The sequence below is a fragment of the Streptomyces sp. WP-1 genome, assembly GCF_030450125.1.
GTDB classification, from domain to species: domain Bacteria; phylum Actinomycetota; class Actinomycetes; order Streptomycetales; family Streptomycetaceae; genus Streptomyces; species Streptomyces incarnatus.
On record NZ_CP123923.1, the window covers coordinates 223,522 to 242,218 of the forward strand.

1 protein-coding gene is annotated in these 18,697 nt (G+C 74.2%); it reads right to left on the bottom strand.

Features of this window, described 5'->3' with window-relative positions; translation table 11 throughout:
• Nucleotides 1-46: 46 nt before the first annotated feature.
• Entirely contained in the window at nt 47-18,670 is an 18,624-nt protein-coding gene (locus QHG49_RS00930; RefSeq protein WP_301486854.1) for a type I polyketide synthase, read from the bottom strand.
• Nucleotides 18,671-18,697 lie beyond the last annotated feature (27 nt).

Sequence of the window (18,697 nt, forward strand, 5' to 3'; positions counted from 1 at the left end):
CCGCCTCATCCGTCCTCGGCTGTCGTCAAAGGTAGGGCGCCAAGAACTAGGAATTTTCTAGATCTTGATCGATCAGATCGAAGATGTCGTCGACCGTCGCGTCCTGGAGCTGCCGCTGTGCGTCGGCCGATCCGGTGTGCTGTTCGCCGGCGGAGTTCACCAGGGCCAGCAGCTCCTGGAGCCGCCTGCGCACCCCCGAGCGGACCGTCTCCTCCGCGGTGGCGGCCGTTCCGATCACCGACTCCAGCCGGTCGAGTTCGCCGAAGACCGAGACCTCGTCCGGGCTTGTCCCGCCGGTGAGTTCGCCATCCAGGTGGCGGGCGATCGCCTCGGGGGTCGGGTGGTCGAAGACCAGGGTCGCGGGGAGGGTGAGACCGGTGTCGGCGGTGAGCAGGTTGCGCAGCTCCACCGCGGTCAGGGAGTCGAAGCCGAGGTCCCGGAAGGCCAGGTCCGGTTCCACCGCCGTGGCGCCGCTGTGGCCGAGTACGGCCGCCGCGTGCGCGCACACCGTGTCCACGAGCAGGCGTCGCCGCTCGTCCTCGGACAGAGTGGCCAGCTTCTCCCGCAGCGCGGACGGCTCCGCGCCCTGCCCGGTGGGCGGACGCCGCTCCGCGAGGGCGTTTCGGACCTCGGGCAGGTCGCCCAGGAGCGCGCTGGGCCTGCTGACGGTGAACGGGACGACGAACCGCGCCCAGTCCACGTCGGCCACGGTGACCGTGCCGTCCGTGCCGCTCAGCGCGCCGTGCAGCGCGGCGATCGCCCGGTCCGGCCGCAGGGTGGTCAGGCCGCGCCGGCGCAGCCGTTCCTCGTCCCCGGCGTCGGCGACCATGCCGCCCTCGGCCCAGGGGCCCCAGGCGATGGCGGTCGCGGTGCGGCCCAGGGACCGCCGGTGCTGCGCCAGGCCGTCGAGGAAGGCGTTGGCGGCCGAGTACGCGGCCTGGCCGCCGCCTCCCCACACGCCGGAGATGGAGGAGAAGAGCACGAAGGCGTCCAGCTCCCGTTCGCCGAGCAGCTCGTGGAGGTGCAGGGCGCCGAGGGCCTTCGCGGCGACCGTCGCCGCGAAGTCGTCGAGGCTCGTCTCGGCGAGCATGCCCGCCTCGGCGGTGCCGGCCGCGTGGACCACGGCGTCGACGGGGTGCTCGGCGAGCAGCGCGGCCAGCGCCTCGCGGTCGGCGACGTCACACGCGGCGACCGTCACCCGTACGCCCGACTCCGCCAACTCCGCTTGCAGGGCGGCGGCACCGGGCGCGTCGAGACCACGACGGCTGGTCAGCACCAGGTGTTCCGCACCCGCACCGGCGAGCCACCGGGCCACATGCCCGCCCAGCGCACCCGTACCGCCCGTGATCAGCACCGTGCCGCGCGGCGACCACGAACGCTCGCTCCGCGCCGCGGGCAGCCGCGACAGGCGCCGTGCGAACACCCCACGCTCACGGATCGCGACCTGGTCCTCGGCCGACTGTCCGAGGACCGCGACGAGTCGGCCCGCGATCCGGTCGTCGACCGTGCCGGGAAGGTCCACGAGACCGCCCCAGCGCTCCGCGTGCTCCAGCGCCGCCACCCGGCCGAGCCCCCAGATCTGGGACTGGTGGGGGTCCGCCACCGTCTCGGCGGGGCTCACGCCCACCGCGTTGCGGGTCACGCACCACAGCGGGGCACCGATCCCGGCGTCGCCCAGGGCCTGGACGAGCAGGACGGACAGCGCGACACCGACGGTCAGGGCGGCGGCCACCGGGGCGGCCTCGCCGTCGACGGCGAGCAGCGACAGGACGCCCGCCACGGTCTCCTCGCCGACGACCGCAGCGAGTTGAGCGGTCAGGGCCGCCCGGTCCGTGGCCGGCTCGACCGGGACCGGCAGCGTGGTCAGGCCCCGTTCGGCCAGCCCGCGCAGGCAGGCGGTGACCCAGTCGTCGCCGAGGTGCGCGGCGCTCACCGGAACCAGCCATACACCGCCGTTGTGGGCAGGGCTTTGCGGGGCGGGGTCCGGTATCGCCTTCCAGGTGATGCCGTAGCGCCAACTGTCCACGGCGGACTGTTCCTTGCGCTGCCGCCGCCATGACGACAGCCTCGGCAGTACGTCCCCGAAGGTGTCGGCCGCGTCGATGTCCAGGGTGTCGGCGAGGGCTCGCAGATCCTCGCGTTCCACCGTGTCCCAGAACTCGGCGTCCACCGGGTCCACCACCGCATCGGCCACGGCTTCCGGTGCTTCGACCCAGTACCGCTCGTGCTGGAACGCGTACGTCGGCAGATCAATCTTCCGCGCACCCGCGAAGAACACACTCCAGTCCACCGCCACGCCGTACGTGTGCAGTTGGGCCAGCGCGGTCACGAGCGCCCGCCGCTCGGAACGCTCGCCGCGCAGCACCGGCACGGTCACGGCCTCGTCCAGGCAGCCCTGCGCCATACCGCTCAGGACACCGCCCGGACCGACCTCCACGAACGTGGTGACACCCAGGTCGTGGAGTGTCCGGACACCGTCGGCGAAGCGCACCGCCTCACGGACGTGTCGTACCCAGTACTCCGCGGTGTAGGGCTCGGCCAGTCGTCCGGTCAGGTTCGAAACCACCGGGACGCGCGGCTCGTTGAAGGTCAGGCCGTGGACGGCCTGCGCGAACTCGTCCAGCATCGGCTCCATCAGTGGCGAGTGGAACGCGTGGCTGACCTTCAGCCGGGAGGTCTTACGGCCCTGAGCGGCGAACGCCTCGGCGACCGTGAGGACCGCGTCCTCGGTACCGGAAACCACGACCGACCGAGGTCCGTTGATCGCCGCGATGCCGACGCCATCGGTCAGATGCGGCAGCACCTCGTCCTCGGTGGCCTGTACGGCGACCATCGCGCCGCCACCCGGCAACGCCTGCATCAGCGCGGCACGCGCCGACACCAGCTTCACCGCGTCGTCCAGCGACAGCACCCCGGCCACATGCGCGGCAGCGATCTCGCCGACCGAGTGACCGGCGACGTAGTCCGGGCGCACACCCCACGACTCCAGCAGGCGGAACAACGCCACCTCGACCGCGAACAATGCCGGTTGTGTGCATCCCGTCTGGTGCAGGGACTCGGCGTCGATGTCGAACGGCGTCTCCAGACGCGCGCACACCGCGTCGTACGCATCGGCGAACACGGGGAACGCCTCGTACAACTCGCGCCCCATACCGAGGCGTTGCGAGCCCTGGCCCGAGAACAGGAAGCCGACCTTGCCTCCCGGCCGGCCCTGGACGACTCCCGGGGACGGCGTACCGGCGGCCAAAAGGCCCAGTTCGTGGCGGAGTTCGGCGCCGGTCTCGCCGATGACGGCCGCCCGGTGGCGCAGGGCGGTGCGGGTGGTGGCCAGGGAGAAGCCGACGTCGGCCGGTGAGGTGTCGTCCCGTACCTGGGCCAGCAGCCGTCGCGCCTGGTCGCGCAGCGCGGCGGCGCTCTTGGCGGAGAGCACCCAGGGCAGGAGGCCCGAGGCGGAAATCGACTCCTCGGCCTCGGCGGGCGGGGCCTGTTCGATGATGGTGTGGGCGTTGGTGCCGCTGACGCCGAAGGACGAGATCGCGGCCCGGCGCGGGCGGTCCGCCTCCGGCCAGTCCACGGGCTCCGTCAACAGCCGTACCGCACCCGCCGACCAGTCCACATGCGGCGTCGGCTCGTCGGCGTGCAGGGTCCGGGGCAGGACACCGTGGCGCATCGCCATGACCATCTTGATGATGCCGCCGACACCCGCGGCGGCCTGCGCGTGGCCGATGTTGGACTTCAGCGAGCCCAGCCACAGCGGCCGGCCCTCCGGGCGCTCGCGGCCGTAGGTGGCGAGGAGCGCCTGCGCCTCGATCGGGTCGCCGAGCGTGGTGCCCGTACCGTGCGCCTCGACCGCGTCGATGTCGGCGGAGGTGAGCCCGGCGGAGGTGAGCGCCTGGCGGATGACACGCTGCTGCGCGGGGCCGTTGGGCGCGGTCAGGCCGTTGGAGGCGCCGTCCTGGTTGACCGCGCTCCCCCGGACGACGGCCAGCACCTGGTGCCCGTTGCGGCGGGCGTCGGACAGCCGCTCCACCAGCAGCATCCCGACGCCCTCGGCCCAGCCGGTGCCGTCCGCCCCGGCCCCGAACGCCTTGCAGCGGCCGTCGGGTGACAGCCCGCGCTGCCGGCTGAACTCCACGAAGGCGCGCGGGGTGGACATGACCATCACACCGCCGGCCAGTGCCATGGAGCACTCGCCGCCGCGCAGCGCCTGGACCGCCCAGTGCAGGGCGACCAGCGAGGAGGAGCAGGCCGTGTCGACGGTGACGGCCGGCCCTTCCAGGCCGAGGGTGTAGGCGATACGGCCGGACATGATGCTGGCCGAGTTGCCCGTGCCGAAGAAGCCCTCGGAGTCGTCGATCGCGTGGAAGGCCGTGGCGGCGTAGTCCTGGTAACCGGAGCCGACGAACACTCCGGTACGGCTGCCGCGCACCGACTCCGCGTCGATACCGGCCCGCTCGAACGTCTCCCACGTCGTCTCCAGCAGCAGCCGCTGCTGCGGATCCATCGCCACCGCCTCACGCGGAGAGATCCCGAAGAACCCGGGGTCGAACTCCCCCGCGTCGTACAGGAATCCACCGTGGCGCGCGTACGTCTTCCCGGCCGCCTGCGGGTCCGGGTCGTATATACCGTCGACGTCCCAGCCACGGTCCCCGGGGAACTCGCCGACCGCGTCACCACCGGAGGCCACCAGCCGCCACAGGTCCTCGGGCGAACGCACCCCGCCCGGGTAGCGGCAGGCCATGCCGACGATCGCGATGGGTTCGTCGTCGGGGGCGGTCGCGAGGGTCGCTTCGTCTACGGCCGATGGGGTGCGGCCGGTGATCTCGGTGCGCAACTGGCGTGCGAGCGCTTGGGCGTTGGGGTGGTCGAAGACCAGTGTGGCGGGCAGGTTGAGGCCGGTCTCGGCGTTGAGCCTGTTGCGCAGTTCGACGGCGGTCAGGGAGTCGAAGCCGAGATCCTTGAAGGCCCGGTCGGCCTCCACCTCACCGATGCCGCTGTGGCCGAGGACGGCAGCCGCGTGGGTGCGGACGAGGTCGACCAGCAGGGTGTGCTGTTCGGCCTCGGGCACCTTGGTGAGGCGGTCGGCCAGGGGCGAGGCGGTGGCCGCGCCGGGCTCGTCCGGGGTGTTGTCCGCGGTGCGGATGCGCTCGGCCTGCGGGAGGTCGCCGAGCAGGGCGCTCGGGCGGCTCATGGTGAACGGGGGCAGGAACCGGTCCCAGTCGATGTCGGCCACCGTGGTGGTCGCCGCGCCGGATTCCAGTGCCCGTCCGAGTGCGGCCACGGCGAGCGGGGCGGGCATCGGGAGCAGGCCGCGCCTGCGCAGCCGTTCGTCCGCGCCGTCGCCCTCGGCCATGCCGCCGCCCGCCCACGGGCCCCAGGCCACGGCGGTCGCCGGCAGTCCCCGGGCACGGCGGTGTTCGGCGAGTCCGTCGAGCAGGGCGTTGGCCGCCGCGTAGGCGGCCTGGTGGCCGCTGCCCCACACACCGGCGATGGAGGAGAAGAGGACGAAGGCGTCCAGCGGCCGGCCGTCGAGGAGCGCGTCGAGGTGCAGGGCGCCCGCCGCCTTCGCGGAGAGTACGTCGGCGAAGGCGTCCGGCGTCATGGTCTCCAGCGGGTCCAGGTGATCCACGCCCGCCGTGTGGACGACGGCGTTCACCGGGTGCTCGGCGAGCAGCGCGGCCAGCGCCTCGCGGTCGGCGACGTCACACGCGGCGACCGTCACCCGTACGCCCGACTCCGCCAACTCCGCTTGCAGGGCGGCGGCACCGGGCGCGCCGAGACCACGACGGCTGGTCAGCACCAGGTGTTCCGCACCCGCACCGGCGAGCCACCGGGCCACATGCCCGCCCAGCGCACCCGTACCGCCCGTGATCAGCACGGTGCCGCGCGGCGACCACCCGTGGGCGGCGCCGGTGTCGCGGCGGGCGGTGGCCTGGGGGAGCCTGCGGCTCTGGGTGAGCCTGCGGCCGAAGACGCCTCGGGCGCGGATGGCGACCTGGTCCTCGGCGGACTGGGTGAGGGTCGCGGCGAGACGGCCGGTGACCCGGTCGTCGATCGTGTCCGGGAGGTCGATCAGGCCGCCCCAGCGCCGCGCGTGCTCCAGCGCGGCGACCCGGCCCAGCCCCCAGACGGCGTGCTGGGATGCGCTCGGCACCGGGTCGGCGCGGCCGGTGGACATGGCGGACCTGGTCAGCGCCCACAGCGGGGCGCCGATCCCGGCGTCGCCCAGGGCCTGGACGAGCGCGAGGGTCAGCGCGGTGCCGACGGAGAGGGCCGGGTGCGCGGTGTGCGGCCGCTCGTCGGCGCCGAGGAGGGAGATCACCCCGTCGACCGGGAACTCACCGACGACATCGCCGAGTTGGCGCAGCAGTGCGTCCCGGTCGGCGGCGGGGTCGACCGTCACCCGGATCAGCCGGGCACCTCGGGCGGTGAGCCCGTCGGCGACGGCGGACGCCCACTCGGCGGCGGTCGGCTCGGCTGCGGCCGACGCGTCTTCGCCGGGCCACGGACCCTCCGCGCCCGACGAGGACCCGCCGGACGGGGCCTCGTCCGACCGGGTCTCGGCGGTGGTCAAGAACAGCCAGTCGCCCGGCAGTTCATGTGTCCGCAGACCGCTGAGCGGTTTCCAGCTCGTGTCGTAGGACCAGCCCTCCACGGCCGACTCCCGGCGCCGCTGCCGGCGCCACGCGGACAGCCGGGGCAGCACCGCGTCCAGCTGTTCGGCGGGCAGGTCGAGGGTGGCGGCGAGGGACTGGGCGTCCTCGCGCTCCACGGTCTCCCAGAACCCGGCCTCCACGGCGTCGGTCGGCGCGGCGGTGGCCGTGGGCGCGGTGGTGCGGAGCCAGTACCGCTGGTGCTGGAAGGCGTAGGTGGGCAGTTCGGCGCGCCGGGCGCCGCGCCCGGCGAAGAACGCCGCCCAGTCGACGGGGACGCCGAGCACGTGCAGCCGCGCGACGGCGCCGGTGATCGCCTCGGGCTCGGCGCTCCCGGACCGTGTGGAGGGCACGGTGACCGCGTCGTCCAGGCAGCCCTGGGTCATGGCGCTCAGCACCCCGCCGGGGCCGGTCTCCACGAACGTGGTCACGCCCAGCTCGCCCAGGGTGCGGACGCCGTCCGCGAAGCGCACGGCCTCGCGGACGTGCCGGACCCAGTAGTCCGGGGTGTACGTGTCGACGAGTTCGCCGGTGAGGTTCGAGACGACCGGTGTCCGGGGCGTCTCGAAGCGCAGACCGCTGACGACGCGGGTGAAGTCCGCCAGCACGGGGTCCATCAGCGGCGAGTGGAAGGCGTGGCTCACCGTGAGCCGGTTCGTCTTGCGGCCCTGGCGGGCGAAGAGGTCCGCGACGGCCGTCACGGCGTCCTTGGTTCCGGAGACCACGACGGACTCCGGGCCGTTGACCGCCGCGATGTCGGTGCCGTCGGTGAGGTGCGGTCGTACCTCGTCCTCGGTGGCCTGTACGGCGATCATCGCGCCGCCGGCGGGCAGGGCCTGCATGAGCGCGGCACGGGCGGTCACCAGGGTGGCGGCGTCCTCCAGTGAGAGGGCCCCGGCGACGTGCGCCGCCGCGATCTCGCCCACGGAGTGTCCGGCCAGGTAGTCCGGTCGTACGCCCCAGGACTCCAGCAGGCGGTGGACGGCGATCTCGTGGGCGAACAGGGCGGGCTGGGTGAAGGCGGTGCGGTTCAGGTCCGCGCCGTCGTCGTGGCCGTTCTCGCCGAAGGCCACCTCCCGCAGCGGCCGGTCGAGATGCCGGTCGAGGTGGGCGCACGCCTCGTCGTAGGCCGCCGCGAAGACCGGGAAGGCGTCGTACAGTTCCCGTCCCATGCCGACGCGCTGGGAGCCCTGGCCGGAGAACAGGAATCCGACCTGGCCGGTGTCGGCGCGGCCGAGGGCGACGCCGGGGGCGGGCGCTCCGCAGGCCAGGGCCCGCAGGCCCTCGGTGATCCGGTCGTGGTCGGCGCCGACCACGGCGGCGCGGTGCTCCAGGGCGGCTCGCGTGGTGGCCAGCGAGAACGCGGTGTCGGTGAGGGAGGGTCCGGCGCCGTCGGCGGCGAGGGCGAGCAGGCGTTCGGCCTGGGCGCGCAGCGCGGCCTCGGTCTTGCCGGACAGTACCCACGGCACGGTCGGGGAGGTGACCTCGACCGGTGCGACGGGGGCCGGTTCGGCCGTCGGCGCCTGTTCGATGATGGTGTGGGCGTTGGTGCCGCTGACCCCGAAGGACGAGATCGCGGCCCGGCGCGGGCGGTCCGCCTCCGGCCAGTCCACGGGCTCCGTCAACAGCCGTACCGCGCCCGCCGACCAGTCCACATGCGGCGTCGGCTCGTCGGCGTGCAGGGTCCGGGGCAGGACGCCATGGCGCATCGCCATGACCATCTTGATGACGCCGGCCACGCCGGACGCCGCCTGGGCGTGGCCGATGTTGGACTTCAACGAGCCGAGCAGGAGAGGCCGTTCGCGGTCCTGTCCGTAGGTCGCGAGCAGCGCCTGCGCCTCGATCGGGTCGCCCAGCTTCGTCCCCGTACCGTGTGCCTCCACGGCGTCCACGTCGGCCGGTGTGAGACCGGCGGAGGCGAGGGCCTGCCGGATGACCCGCTGCTGCGCCGGACCGTTCGGGGCGGTCAGACCGTTGGACGCGCCGTCCTGGTTGACCGCGCTCCCCCGGACCACCGCGAGAACCTCATGGCCGTTGCGCACGGCGTCGGACAGGCGCTCCACGAGCACCACACCCACGCCCTCCGCCCAGCCGGTGCCGTCCGCCCCGGCCCCGAACGCCTTGCAGCGGCCGTCGGCGGCCAGCCCGCGCTGGCGGCTGAACTCCACGAACGCGGCCGGTACGGCCATGACGTTGACCCCGCCCGCGACGGCCATCGTGCTCTCGCCGCCGCGCAGCGACTGGATGGCGAGGTGCAGGGCGACCAGCGACGAGGAGCACGCCGTGTCGACGGTGACGGCCGGGCCCTCCAGACCGAAGGTGTAGGCCACGCGCCCGGAGACGACGCTGGCGGCGCTGCCGGTGAGCAGGTGGCCCTCGACGCCCTCGGGGACCTCCGGGAGGCCGGCGCCGTACCCCTGGTAGGACATGCCGACGAACACACCGGTGCGGCTGCCCTTCATGGCGGCCGGGTCGATTCCGGCGCGCTCGAACGCCTCCCAGGTGGTCTCCAGGAGCAGGCGCTGCTGGGGGTCCATGGCGAGCGCCTCGCGCGGTGAGACCCCGAACAGCGCGGCGTCGAAGTCGCCCGCGTCGTAGAGGAATCCGCCGTCGCGCGCGTACGTCCTGCCCGGGGTGCCCGGGTCGGGGTCGTAGAGGCCCTCGACGTCCCAGCCGCGGTCCTCGGGGAACCCGGAGATGGCGTCGCCGCCGGACGTCACGAGCCGCCACAGGTCCTCGGGTGAGCCGACTCCGCCGGGGAGGCGGCAGCTCATGGCCACGATGGCGATCGGTTCGTCGCCGTCGGCGGCGGTGCGCCCCTCGGGCCGGGCGGTGTCCTGCGCGCCGAGCAGTTCGGTGCGCAGGAACTGGGCCAGGGTGGTGGCGTTGGGGTAGTCGAAGACCAGGGTGGTGGGCAGTTTCAGACCGGTGTCGGCCGTGAGCTTGTTGCGCAGGTCGACGGCGGTGAGGGAGTCGAAGCCGAGGTCGTTGAACGCCCGGTCCGGTGCCACGGCCGCGCTGCCGTCGTGGCCGAGCACGGCGGCGGCGTGGCCCCGGACGAGGTCCACCAGGGTGCGGTCCCGCTCGGCCGCCGGCAGCCCGGCCAGCCGTGCGGCGAGCGCGTTGCCCGTGTCGGCGCCACCGGCGGCCGGGGCGTCCAGGGCGCGGGCCGCCTCGGGGACGTCGGAGAACAGGGCGCTGGGCCGGGTGACGGTGAAGGGGCCGATGAACCGCTGCCAGTCGAAGTCCGCGACGGTGAGGGTGGTCTCGTCGTCGGCCAGCGCCTGCTGGAGCGCGGAGAGGGCGAGGGCGGGGCGCATCGGCGGCAGGCCGCGTCGGCGCAGCATCTCCTCGCCGTCGCCGACCCCGGCCATGCCGCCCTCGGCCCAGCCGCCCCAGGAGACGGCGAGCGCGGTGCGTCCGCGTGCCCGCCGGTGTTCGGCGAGGGCGTCCAGGTAGGCGTTGGCCGCCGCGTAGGCGGCCTGGCTGGCGCCGCCCCAGATGCCGGCGCCCGAGGAGAACATGACGAACGCGTCGAGTTCCTCGTCGGCCAGCAGTTCGTCCAGGTGGGTGGCGCCCGCGGCCTTCGCGGACACCGTACGGGCGAACCCGGCCGGGTCGCTGTCCTCGATCATGGCGTGGTCGCCGACGCCCGCGGCGTGCACGACGGCGGTCACCGGGTGCTCGGCGAGCAGCGCGGCCAGCGCCTCGCGGTCGGCCATGTCGCAGGCGACGACGGTCACGCGTACGCCCGTCTCCTCCAGCTCCGCCTGCAGCGCGGCGGCACCGGGGGCGTCGAGGCCGCGACGGCTGGTCAGCACCAGGTGCTCGGCGCCCGCACCGGCGAGCCAGCGGGCCACATGGCCGCCCAGCGCGCCGGTGCCACCCGTGATCAGCACGGTGCCGCGCGGCGACCACTCCGGTGCGGGGTGGGTGGTGCGGGTGGCCCGGACGAGCCGGCGCCCGTAGACACCGGAGGCGCGGACCGCCACCTGGTCCTCGGCCCGCTGGCCGAGGACGGCGGTGAGGCGGGCCGCCGTACGGGCGTCCAGCAGGTCCGGCAGGTCGATCAACCCGCCCCAGCGTCGCGGGTGTTCGAGCGCGGCGGCCCGGCCGAAGCCCCACACCTGGGACTGGAGCGGGCGGTCGACGCGGTCGGAGCGTCCGGTGGCCACCGCGCCGCGCGTGGCGCACCACAGCGGGGCATCGATGCCCGCGTCGCCGAGCGCCTGCGTCAGGCAGAGGGTCGCGGCGAGGCCGTACGACAGACCGGGCGGCCCGGCCGGGGCGGTCTCGGTATCGGAGTCAGAGTCGGCGTTGGTATCGGCGTCGGCATCGGCGAGCAGGGAGAGTACGCCGGTCACCGGGCCGATGTCGGCCAGTTCGCGGGCCAGTGTGCGGCGGTCGGTGCCGGGGCCGGCGACGAGCGTGACCGGTGCCGGGCCGCGCCCGGTGAGCGCGCCGCGGACCGAGGCGGTCCACTCGTTCTCCTCGGCCACCACGAGCAGCCAGGCGCCGGTCACACCGGGCTGCGGGAGCGCGCCGAGCGGCTTCCAGGTGACGCGGTAGCGCCAGCCGTCGACCACGGACCGCTCGCGGCGCTGCCGGCGCCACGCGGACAGCCGGGGCAGAAGCGCGCTGAGCGAGGCGTCCGCGCTCACGCCGAGGGTCGCGGCGAGGGACTCGGCGTCCTCGCGCTCCACGCTGTCCCAGAACCCGGAGTCCGCCGCGTCGGCCGGGTCGCCGGCGGCGGCGGCCGGGTCCTCGTCGCCCGCCAGCCAGTAGCGCTCGTGCTGGAAGGCGTAGGTGGGCAAGGTGACCCGGTGGGCGCCGGGGAGGAGGGCCCGCCAGTCGGGGGACGCGCCGCGCACGTAAAGTTCGGCGAGCGCGGCGACGACGGCCTGCCGTTCGGGACGGTCGCCGCGCAGCACGGGCACGGCGGCGGTGTCGTCCAGGCAGCCCTGCGTCAGGGCGGTGAGGACACCGCCGGGGCCGATCTCGACGAACGTGGTCACACCCGACTCGTCGAGGGTGTGCACGCCGTCGGCGAAACGGACCGCCTCGCGGACGTGTCGTACCCAGTACTCCGGGGTGTACGGCTCCGCCAGTCGGCCGGTCAGGTTCGAAACGACGGGAATCCGGGGCTCGTTGAAGGTCAGGTCCCCGATGGTCCGGGCGAACTCGTCCAGCATCGGGTCCATCAGCGGCGAGTGGAACGCGTGGCTGACCTTCAGCCGGGATGTCCTGCGGCCCTGCCGGGCGAAGACCTCCGCGATCTCCAGCACGGCGCCCTCGGCCCCGGAGAGCACCACGGACCGGGGGCCGTTGACCGCCGCGACGCCGACCTGCTCGGTCAGATGCGGCAGCACCTCTTCCTCGGTCGCCTGTACGGCGACCATCGCGCCGCCACCGGGCAGCGCCTGCATGAGCGCGGCACGGGCCGAGACCAGCTTCACCGCGTCGTCCAGCGACAGCACTCCCGCCACATGCGCGGCAGCGATCTCGCCGACCGAGTGACCGGCGACGTAGTCCGGGCGCACACCCCACGATTCGAGGAGGCGGTACAGCGCCACCTCGACCGCGAACAGCGCCGGTTGGGCGTTCCCGGTCTGGTGCAGCGACTCGGCGTCGACGTCGAACGGCGTCTCCAGACGCGCGCACACCTCGTCGTACGCATCGGCGAACACGGGGAACGCCTCGTACAACTCACGTCCCATACCCGGGCGTTGGGATCCCTGACCCGAGAACAGGAAGCCGACCTTGCCCTCGGAGCGGGCGCGCCCCAATATCACGTTGGGGGCCGGTTCGCCGCCTGCGAGGGCGGTGAGGGCGTGGCGGAGTTCGGCGGGGTCCTGGGCCAGGAGTACGGCGCGGTCCTCGAAGGTCTCGCGGGTGGCCAGGGAGTAGCCGATGTCGGGGGCCGTCCAGCCGTCCGTCGCGTCGAGGTGGCCGGCGAGCCGGGCCGCCTGGGCACGCAGGGCCGGCTCGCTCTTGCCCGACAGGATCCACGGCACGAGTGCGCCGGAGTCCGGGGTCGGGGGCAACTCCGCTGCGGCGGGGGCCTGTTCGATGATGGTGTGGGCGTTGGTGCCGCTGACCCCGAAGGACGAGATCGCGGCGCGGCGCGGGCGGTCCGAGGCGGGCCAGTCGACGGCCTCGGTCAGCAGCCGTACCGCGCCCGTCGACCAGTCCACGTGCGGCGTCGGCTCGTCGGCGTGCAGGGTCCGGGGCAGGACGCCGTGGCGCATCGCCATGACCATCTTGATCACACCGGCGACGCCCGCGGCGGCCTGGGTGTGGCCGATGTTGGACTTCAACGAGCCGAGCAGGAGCGGCTGTTCGCGGTCCTGTCCGTAGGTCGCGAGCAGCGCCTGCGCCTCGATCGGGTCGCCCAGCTTCGTCCCCGTACCGTGTGCCTCCACGGCGTCCACGTCGGCCGGTGTGAGACCGGCGGAGGCGAGGGCCTGCCGGATGACCCGCTGCTGCGCCGGACCGTTCGGGGCGGTCAGACCGTTGGACGCGCCGTCCTGGTTGACCGCGCTCCCCCGGACCACCGCGAGAACCTCATGGCCGTTGCGCACGGCGTCGGACAGGCGCTCCACGAGCACCACACCCACGCCCTCGGACCAGCCGGTGCCGTCCGCGTCCGCGCCGAAGGCCCGGCAGCGGCCGTCGGGTGACAGTCCGCGCTGGCGGCTGAACTCCACGAAGACGTTCGGACTGGCCATGACGGTGACACCGCCGGCCAGGGCCATCGTGCACTCGCCGGCGCGCAGCGACTGCATGGCCAGGTGCAGGGCGACCAGGGAGGAGGAGCAGGCGGTGTCGATGGTGACGGCGGGGCCTTCGAGGCCGAAGGTGTAGGCCACGCGCCCGGAGACGACGCTGGAGGCGCCGCCGACGAGCCGGTGTCCCTCGACGCCTTCGGGCGTGCGGTGCGCGTCGGCTCCGTAGCCCTGGTAGGCCATGCCGACGAAGACGCCGGTGCGGCTGCCGCGCAGCCGGCCGGGGGTGATCCCGGCGCGTTCGAACGCCTCCCACGAGGTTTCCAGCAGCAGCCGCTGCTGCGGGTCCATGGCCAGTGCCTCGCGCGGGGAGATCCCGAAGAAGCCCGCGTCGAAGCCGGTCGCGCCGTAGAGGAATCCGCCGTCGCGCGCGTAGGTCTTGCCGGGGCGTTCGGGGTCGGGGTCGTAGAGGCCCTCGACGTCCCAGCCGCGGTCCTCGGGGAACCCGGAGATCGCGTCGCCGCCGGACGCCACCAGGTCCCACAGGGCCTCGGGCGAGTCGACGCCGCCGGGCAGGTGGCAGCTCATCGCGACGATGGCGATGGGCTCGTCGTCGGCCGGGTGCCGTCCTCGCTCCTGCGGTACGGCGGTCCGCGCGCCGAGGAGTTCGCTTTCCAGGAAGCGGGCGAGCGCACCGGCGCTGGGGTGGTCGAAGACCAGGGTGGGCGGCAGTGCGAGGCCGGTCGCCGCGTTGATCCTGTCGCGGAGTTCGACGGCGGTCAGGGAGTCGAAGCCGAGGTCCTTGAAGGCCCGGTCGGGCTCGATCTCACCGCTGCCGCTGTGGCCGAGGACGGCCGCGACATGCGCGCGGACCAGGTCGAGCAGGGTCCGGCTGCGTTCGGCCTGCGGCAGTTCGGCGAGCCGGGCCGTCAGTGACGCGGCGCCGGTCCCGGCGCCGGCAGGCGCCGCGGTGCGGGCGCGACGCACCTCGGGCACGTCGGACAGCAGGGCGCTGGGGCGGCCGAGGGTGAACGGTCCGATGAACCGTTCCCAGTCGATGTCGGCCACGACGACCGCGGTGTCGTCGCAGTCCAGGGCGCGCTGGACCGCGGTCACGGCGAGCGCGGCGGGCAGGGTGACGACGCCGCGGCGGCGCAGGTGTGCCTCGTCGGCGTCGGTGACCATGCCGCCGTCGGCCCAGGGGCCCCAGGCGATCGCGGTGGCGGTCAGGCCCCGGGCCCGGCGCCGGGCGGCGAGCCCGTCGAGATGGGCGTTGGCGGCGGCGTAGGCGGTCTGGCCGCCGCTGCCCCACACGCCGGCGATCGAGGAGAAGAGCACGAAGGCGTCCAGCTCCTGGTCGCCGAGCAGTTCGTCCAGGTGGGTGGCGCCGTGGGCCTTCGCCGCGAGGGTGCGGGCGAAGTCGTCCGGTGTCAGTTCGTCGAAGGGGGTGAACTGGGGCACGCCCGCGGCGTGGAAGACGGCGGTGACGGTGTGTTCGGCGAGCAGGGCCGCCACCGCGTCGCGGTCGGCGATGTCGCAGGCGGCGAGGGTGACGCGGGCGCCCAGCTCCTCCAGTTCGGCCTGGAGCGCGGGCGCGCCGGGGGCGTCGGCGCCGTGGCGGCTGGTGAGCACCAGGTGCTCGGCGCCCGCAGCGGCGAGCCAGCGGGCGATGTGCCCGCCGAGGGCGCCGGTACCGCCGGTGACCAGGACGGTGCCGCGCGGCGACCACGGCCGGCCGGTGCCGCCGCGGGCGTGGTCGAGCCGGGCGGTGAACACACCGGAGGCGCGGACGGCGACCTGGTCCTCCCGCTCCCCCGGGCCGTCCGTGGCACCGGTTCCCTCGCCGTCCATGGCGCCGGATCCCGGGGCGTCCATGGTGCCGGTTCCCTGGGCGAGTACGGCGGCGACACGTCCGGCGGCGCGTTCGTCCACGGTCGCGGGCAGGTCGATCAGGCCGCCCCAGCGGTGGGGGTGTTCCAGCGCGAGGGTGCGGCCGAGGCCCCACACCTGGTGCTGTACGGCGCTGAGCGGGGCGTCGTCGGAACGGCCGGTGGCGGCCGCGCCACGAGTGGCGCACCACAGCGGCGCGTCGATGCCGGCGTCGCCCAGCGCCTGCGCCAGGGCCACGGTCCGGGCGAGGCCCTGGGAGAGCGCGGGGTGCGCGGGCGAGGGCGTCTCGTCGGTCGCGAGCAAGGACAGAACGCCGTCGAAGGATCCGGCCCGGGCCAACTCACCCGCCAGGAGGGCGCGGTCGGCGGTGGCGTCCACGGTCAGGGGGATCAGCCTTGCGCCGCGTCCGGTGAGGGCCGCGTGGACCGTCCGGGCCCACTCGTCGCCCTCGTTCGCGACGAACAGCCAGGTGCTGCCCGAGAGATCGCCCGCGGACAGGCCGTTCAGCGGCTGCCAGGTCAGGTGGTAGCGCCAGCCGTCCACGGCGGACTGCTCGCGCCGCCTGCGTCGCCAGGCGGACAACTTCGGTACGACGACGTCCAGTTCGTCGGGGCTCAGCTCCAGCGTCGCGGCGAGGGACTCGGCGTCCTCGCGCTCGACGCTCGCCCAGAAGTCGGCGTCGACCGCGTCCACGGCGGCCGTCTCGGCCTCGGGGGTCTCCAGCCAGTAGCGCTGCTGCTGGAAGGCGTAGGTGGGCAGGTCGACGCGGCGGGCGCCCGGGAAGAGGGCTCCCCAGTCGGGGGACGCGCCGTGCACGTGCAGTTCGGCGAGCGCGGTGACGACGGCCCGGGGTTCGGGGCGGTCGGCGCGCAGGACGGGGATGGTGACGATGCCGTCCGCACAGCCCTGCGCCATGCCGCTGAGGACACCGCCGGGGCCGATCTCCACGAAGGTGGTCACGCCCAACTCGTGCAGGGTGTGCACGCCGTCGGCGAAACGGACCGCCTCACGGACGTGTCGTACCCAGTACTCCGGGGTGTACGGCTCCGCCAGTCGGCCGGTCAGGTTCGAAACCACGGGAATCCGGGGCTCGTTGAAGGTCAGGTCCCCGATGGCCCGGGCGAACTCGTCCAGCATCGGGTCCATCAGCGGCGAGTGGAACGCGTGGCTGACCTTCAGCCGGGACGTCCTGCGGCCCTGGGCGGCGAACGCCTCGGCGATCGCGGCGACTTCGTCCTCGGCACCGGAGACCACGGTCGACCGGGGCCCGTTGACCGCCGCGATGCCGACCCGGCCGGTCAGGTACGGCAGTACCTCGTCCTCGGTCGCCTCGACGGCGGCCATCGCGCCGCCCTCGGGGAGCGCCTGCATCAGCGCCGCACGCGCCGACACCAGCTTCGCGGCGTCCTGGAGCGACAGCACCCCGGCCACATGCGCGGCCGCGATCTCGCCCACCGAGTGACCGGCCACGTAGTCCGGCCGCACGCCCCAGGACTCCAGCAGCCGGAAGAGGGCCACCTCAAGGGCGAACAGCGCCGGCTGGGTGTGGCCGGTACGGTTCAGCTGCTCGGCGTCCAGGTCGAGCGTGACGTCGAGGTGGGCGCGGATCTCGTCGTAGGCGGCGGCGAACGCGGGGAAGGCGTCGTACAGTTCACGGCCCATGCCGAGCCGCTGGGAGCCCTGGCCGGAGAAGAGGAACCCGGTCCTGTCGCCGAGGCGGCCCGTGTTCTGCACGACAGTCGCCGAGGGGGTGCCGGACGCCAGGGCCCGTACGCCCTCGGTGAGTTCTGCCAGACTCCCGCCGACGACCGCCGCCCGGCGGTCCCAGGCGGTGCGGGTCGTGGCGAGGGAGAAGCCGATGTCGGCCGGTGCGCAGCCGCGGCCGTGGTCCTCCACGAAGGCGAGCAGGCGTTGGGCCTGGGCGCGCAGCGCGGCCTCGGTCCTCGCCGAGAGCACCCACGGCCGCACACCCGCGGCGGGGGCTTCCGCCGGTTCGGTGGCGGGCTCCGCTTCGAGGGGCGGGGCCTGCTCGATGATCGTGTGCGCGTTGGTGCCGCTGACGCCGAAGGAGGAGACGGCGGCGCGCCGGGGGTGGTCGGACTCGGGCCAGTCGACGGCCTCGGTGAGCAGCCGTACCCCGCCCGCCGACCAGTCGACCTGATCGGTCGGCGCGTCCACGTGCAGCGTCCGCGGCAGCACGCCGTTGCGGATGGCCATGACCATCTTGATGACCCCGGCGACGCCGGAAGCCGCCTGGGTGTGCCCGAGGTTGGACTTGACGGACCCGAGCCACAGCGGCCGGTCCTCCGGGTGCTCCTGGCCGTAGGTGGCAAGCAGCGCCTCCGCCTCGATCGGGTCGCCGAGGGTGGTGGCCGTGCCATGCGCCTCGACCGCGTCGACCTGGGAGGCGGTCAGACGGGCGTTCTCCAGCGCCTGCCGGATCACCCGTTCCTGGGAGGGGCCGTTCGGGGCGGTGAGGCCGTTGGAGGCGCCGTCCTGGTTGACGGCGCTGCCACGGATGACGGCGAGGACGTCATGGCCGAGCCGGCGGGCGTCGGACAGCCGCTCCAGCAGCAGGACGCCGACGCCCTCGGACATGCCCGTGCCGTCGGCGGTGGCGGAGAACGCGCGGCAGCGGCCGTCAGGCGACAGGCCGCGCTGGGCGCTGAACGCGACGAAGGTGTTCGGGGTGGCCATCACGGTGGCACCGCCCGCCAGGGCGAGCGAGCACTCGCCCCGGCGCAGCGCCTGCGCGGCCAGGTGGAGCGCGACCAGGGAGGACGAGCAGGCCGTGTCGACGGTGACCGCCGGGCCTTCGAGACCGAGGGCGTAGGAGATGCGGCCGGAGACCACGGCGGCGGTGTTCGCGGTGACGAGGTGGGCCTCGATGTCGCTGTCGCCCGGCCGCTGGAGGTAGGCGTGGTCCTGTCCGTTGGTGCCGACGAACACACCGGCCCGGGTGCCGCGCGCGGTGACGGGATCGATGCCCGCGCGTTCGAACGCCTCCCACGAGGTCTCCAGCAGCAGCCGCTGCTGCGGGTCCATGACGAGGGCCTCGCGCGGCGAGATCCCGAAGAACGCGGGGTCGAAGTCCCCGGCGTCGTGAAGGAATCCGCCCTCGCGCACATAGCTGCGGCCGGTCCGGCCGGGCTCGGGGTCGTAGAGCGCGCCGAGGTCCCAGCCCCGGTCGGTGGGGAACCCGGAGATGCCGTCGCCGCCCGAGGCGACAAGCCGCCACAGGTCCTCGGGCGAGGCGACACCGCCCGGGTAGCGGCAGGCCATACCGACGATGGCGACGGGCTCGGTGTCCTTCGCCTCCAGCTCACCCAGCTGCCTGCGGGTCTGGCGCAGGTCCACCATCACGCGCTTGAGGTAGTCCCTGAGCTTGTCGTCGTTCGACATGTTTTACGTCCTCGGTAGCAGTGCGTG

Bases quoted from the DNA above. Each gene is read 5' to 3' on its own strand.
- QHG49_RS00930 (WP_301486854.1), bottom strand. From the start codon at position 18,670: ATGTCGAACGACGACAAGCTCAGGGACTACCTCAAGCGCGTGATGGTG.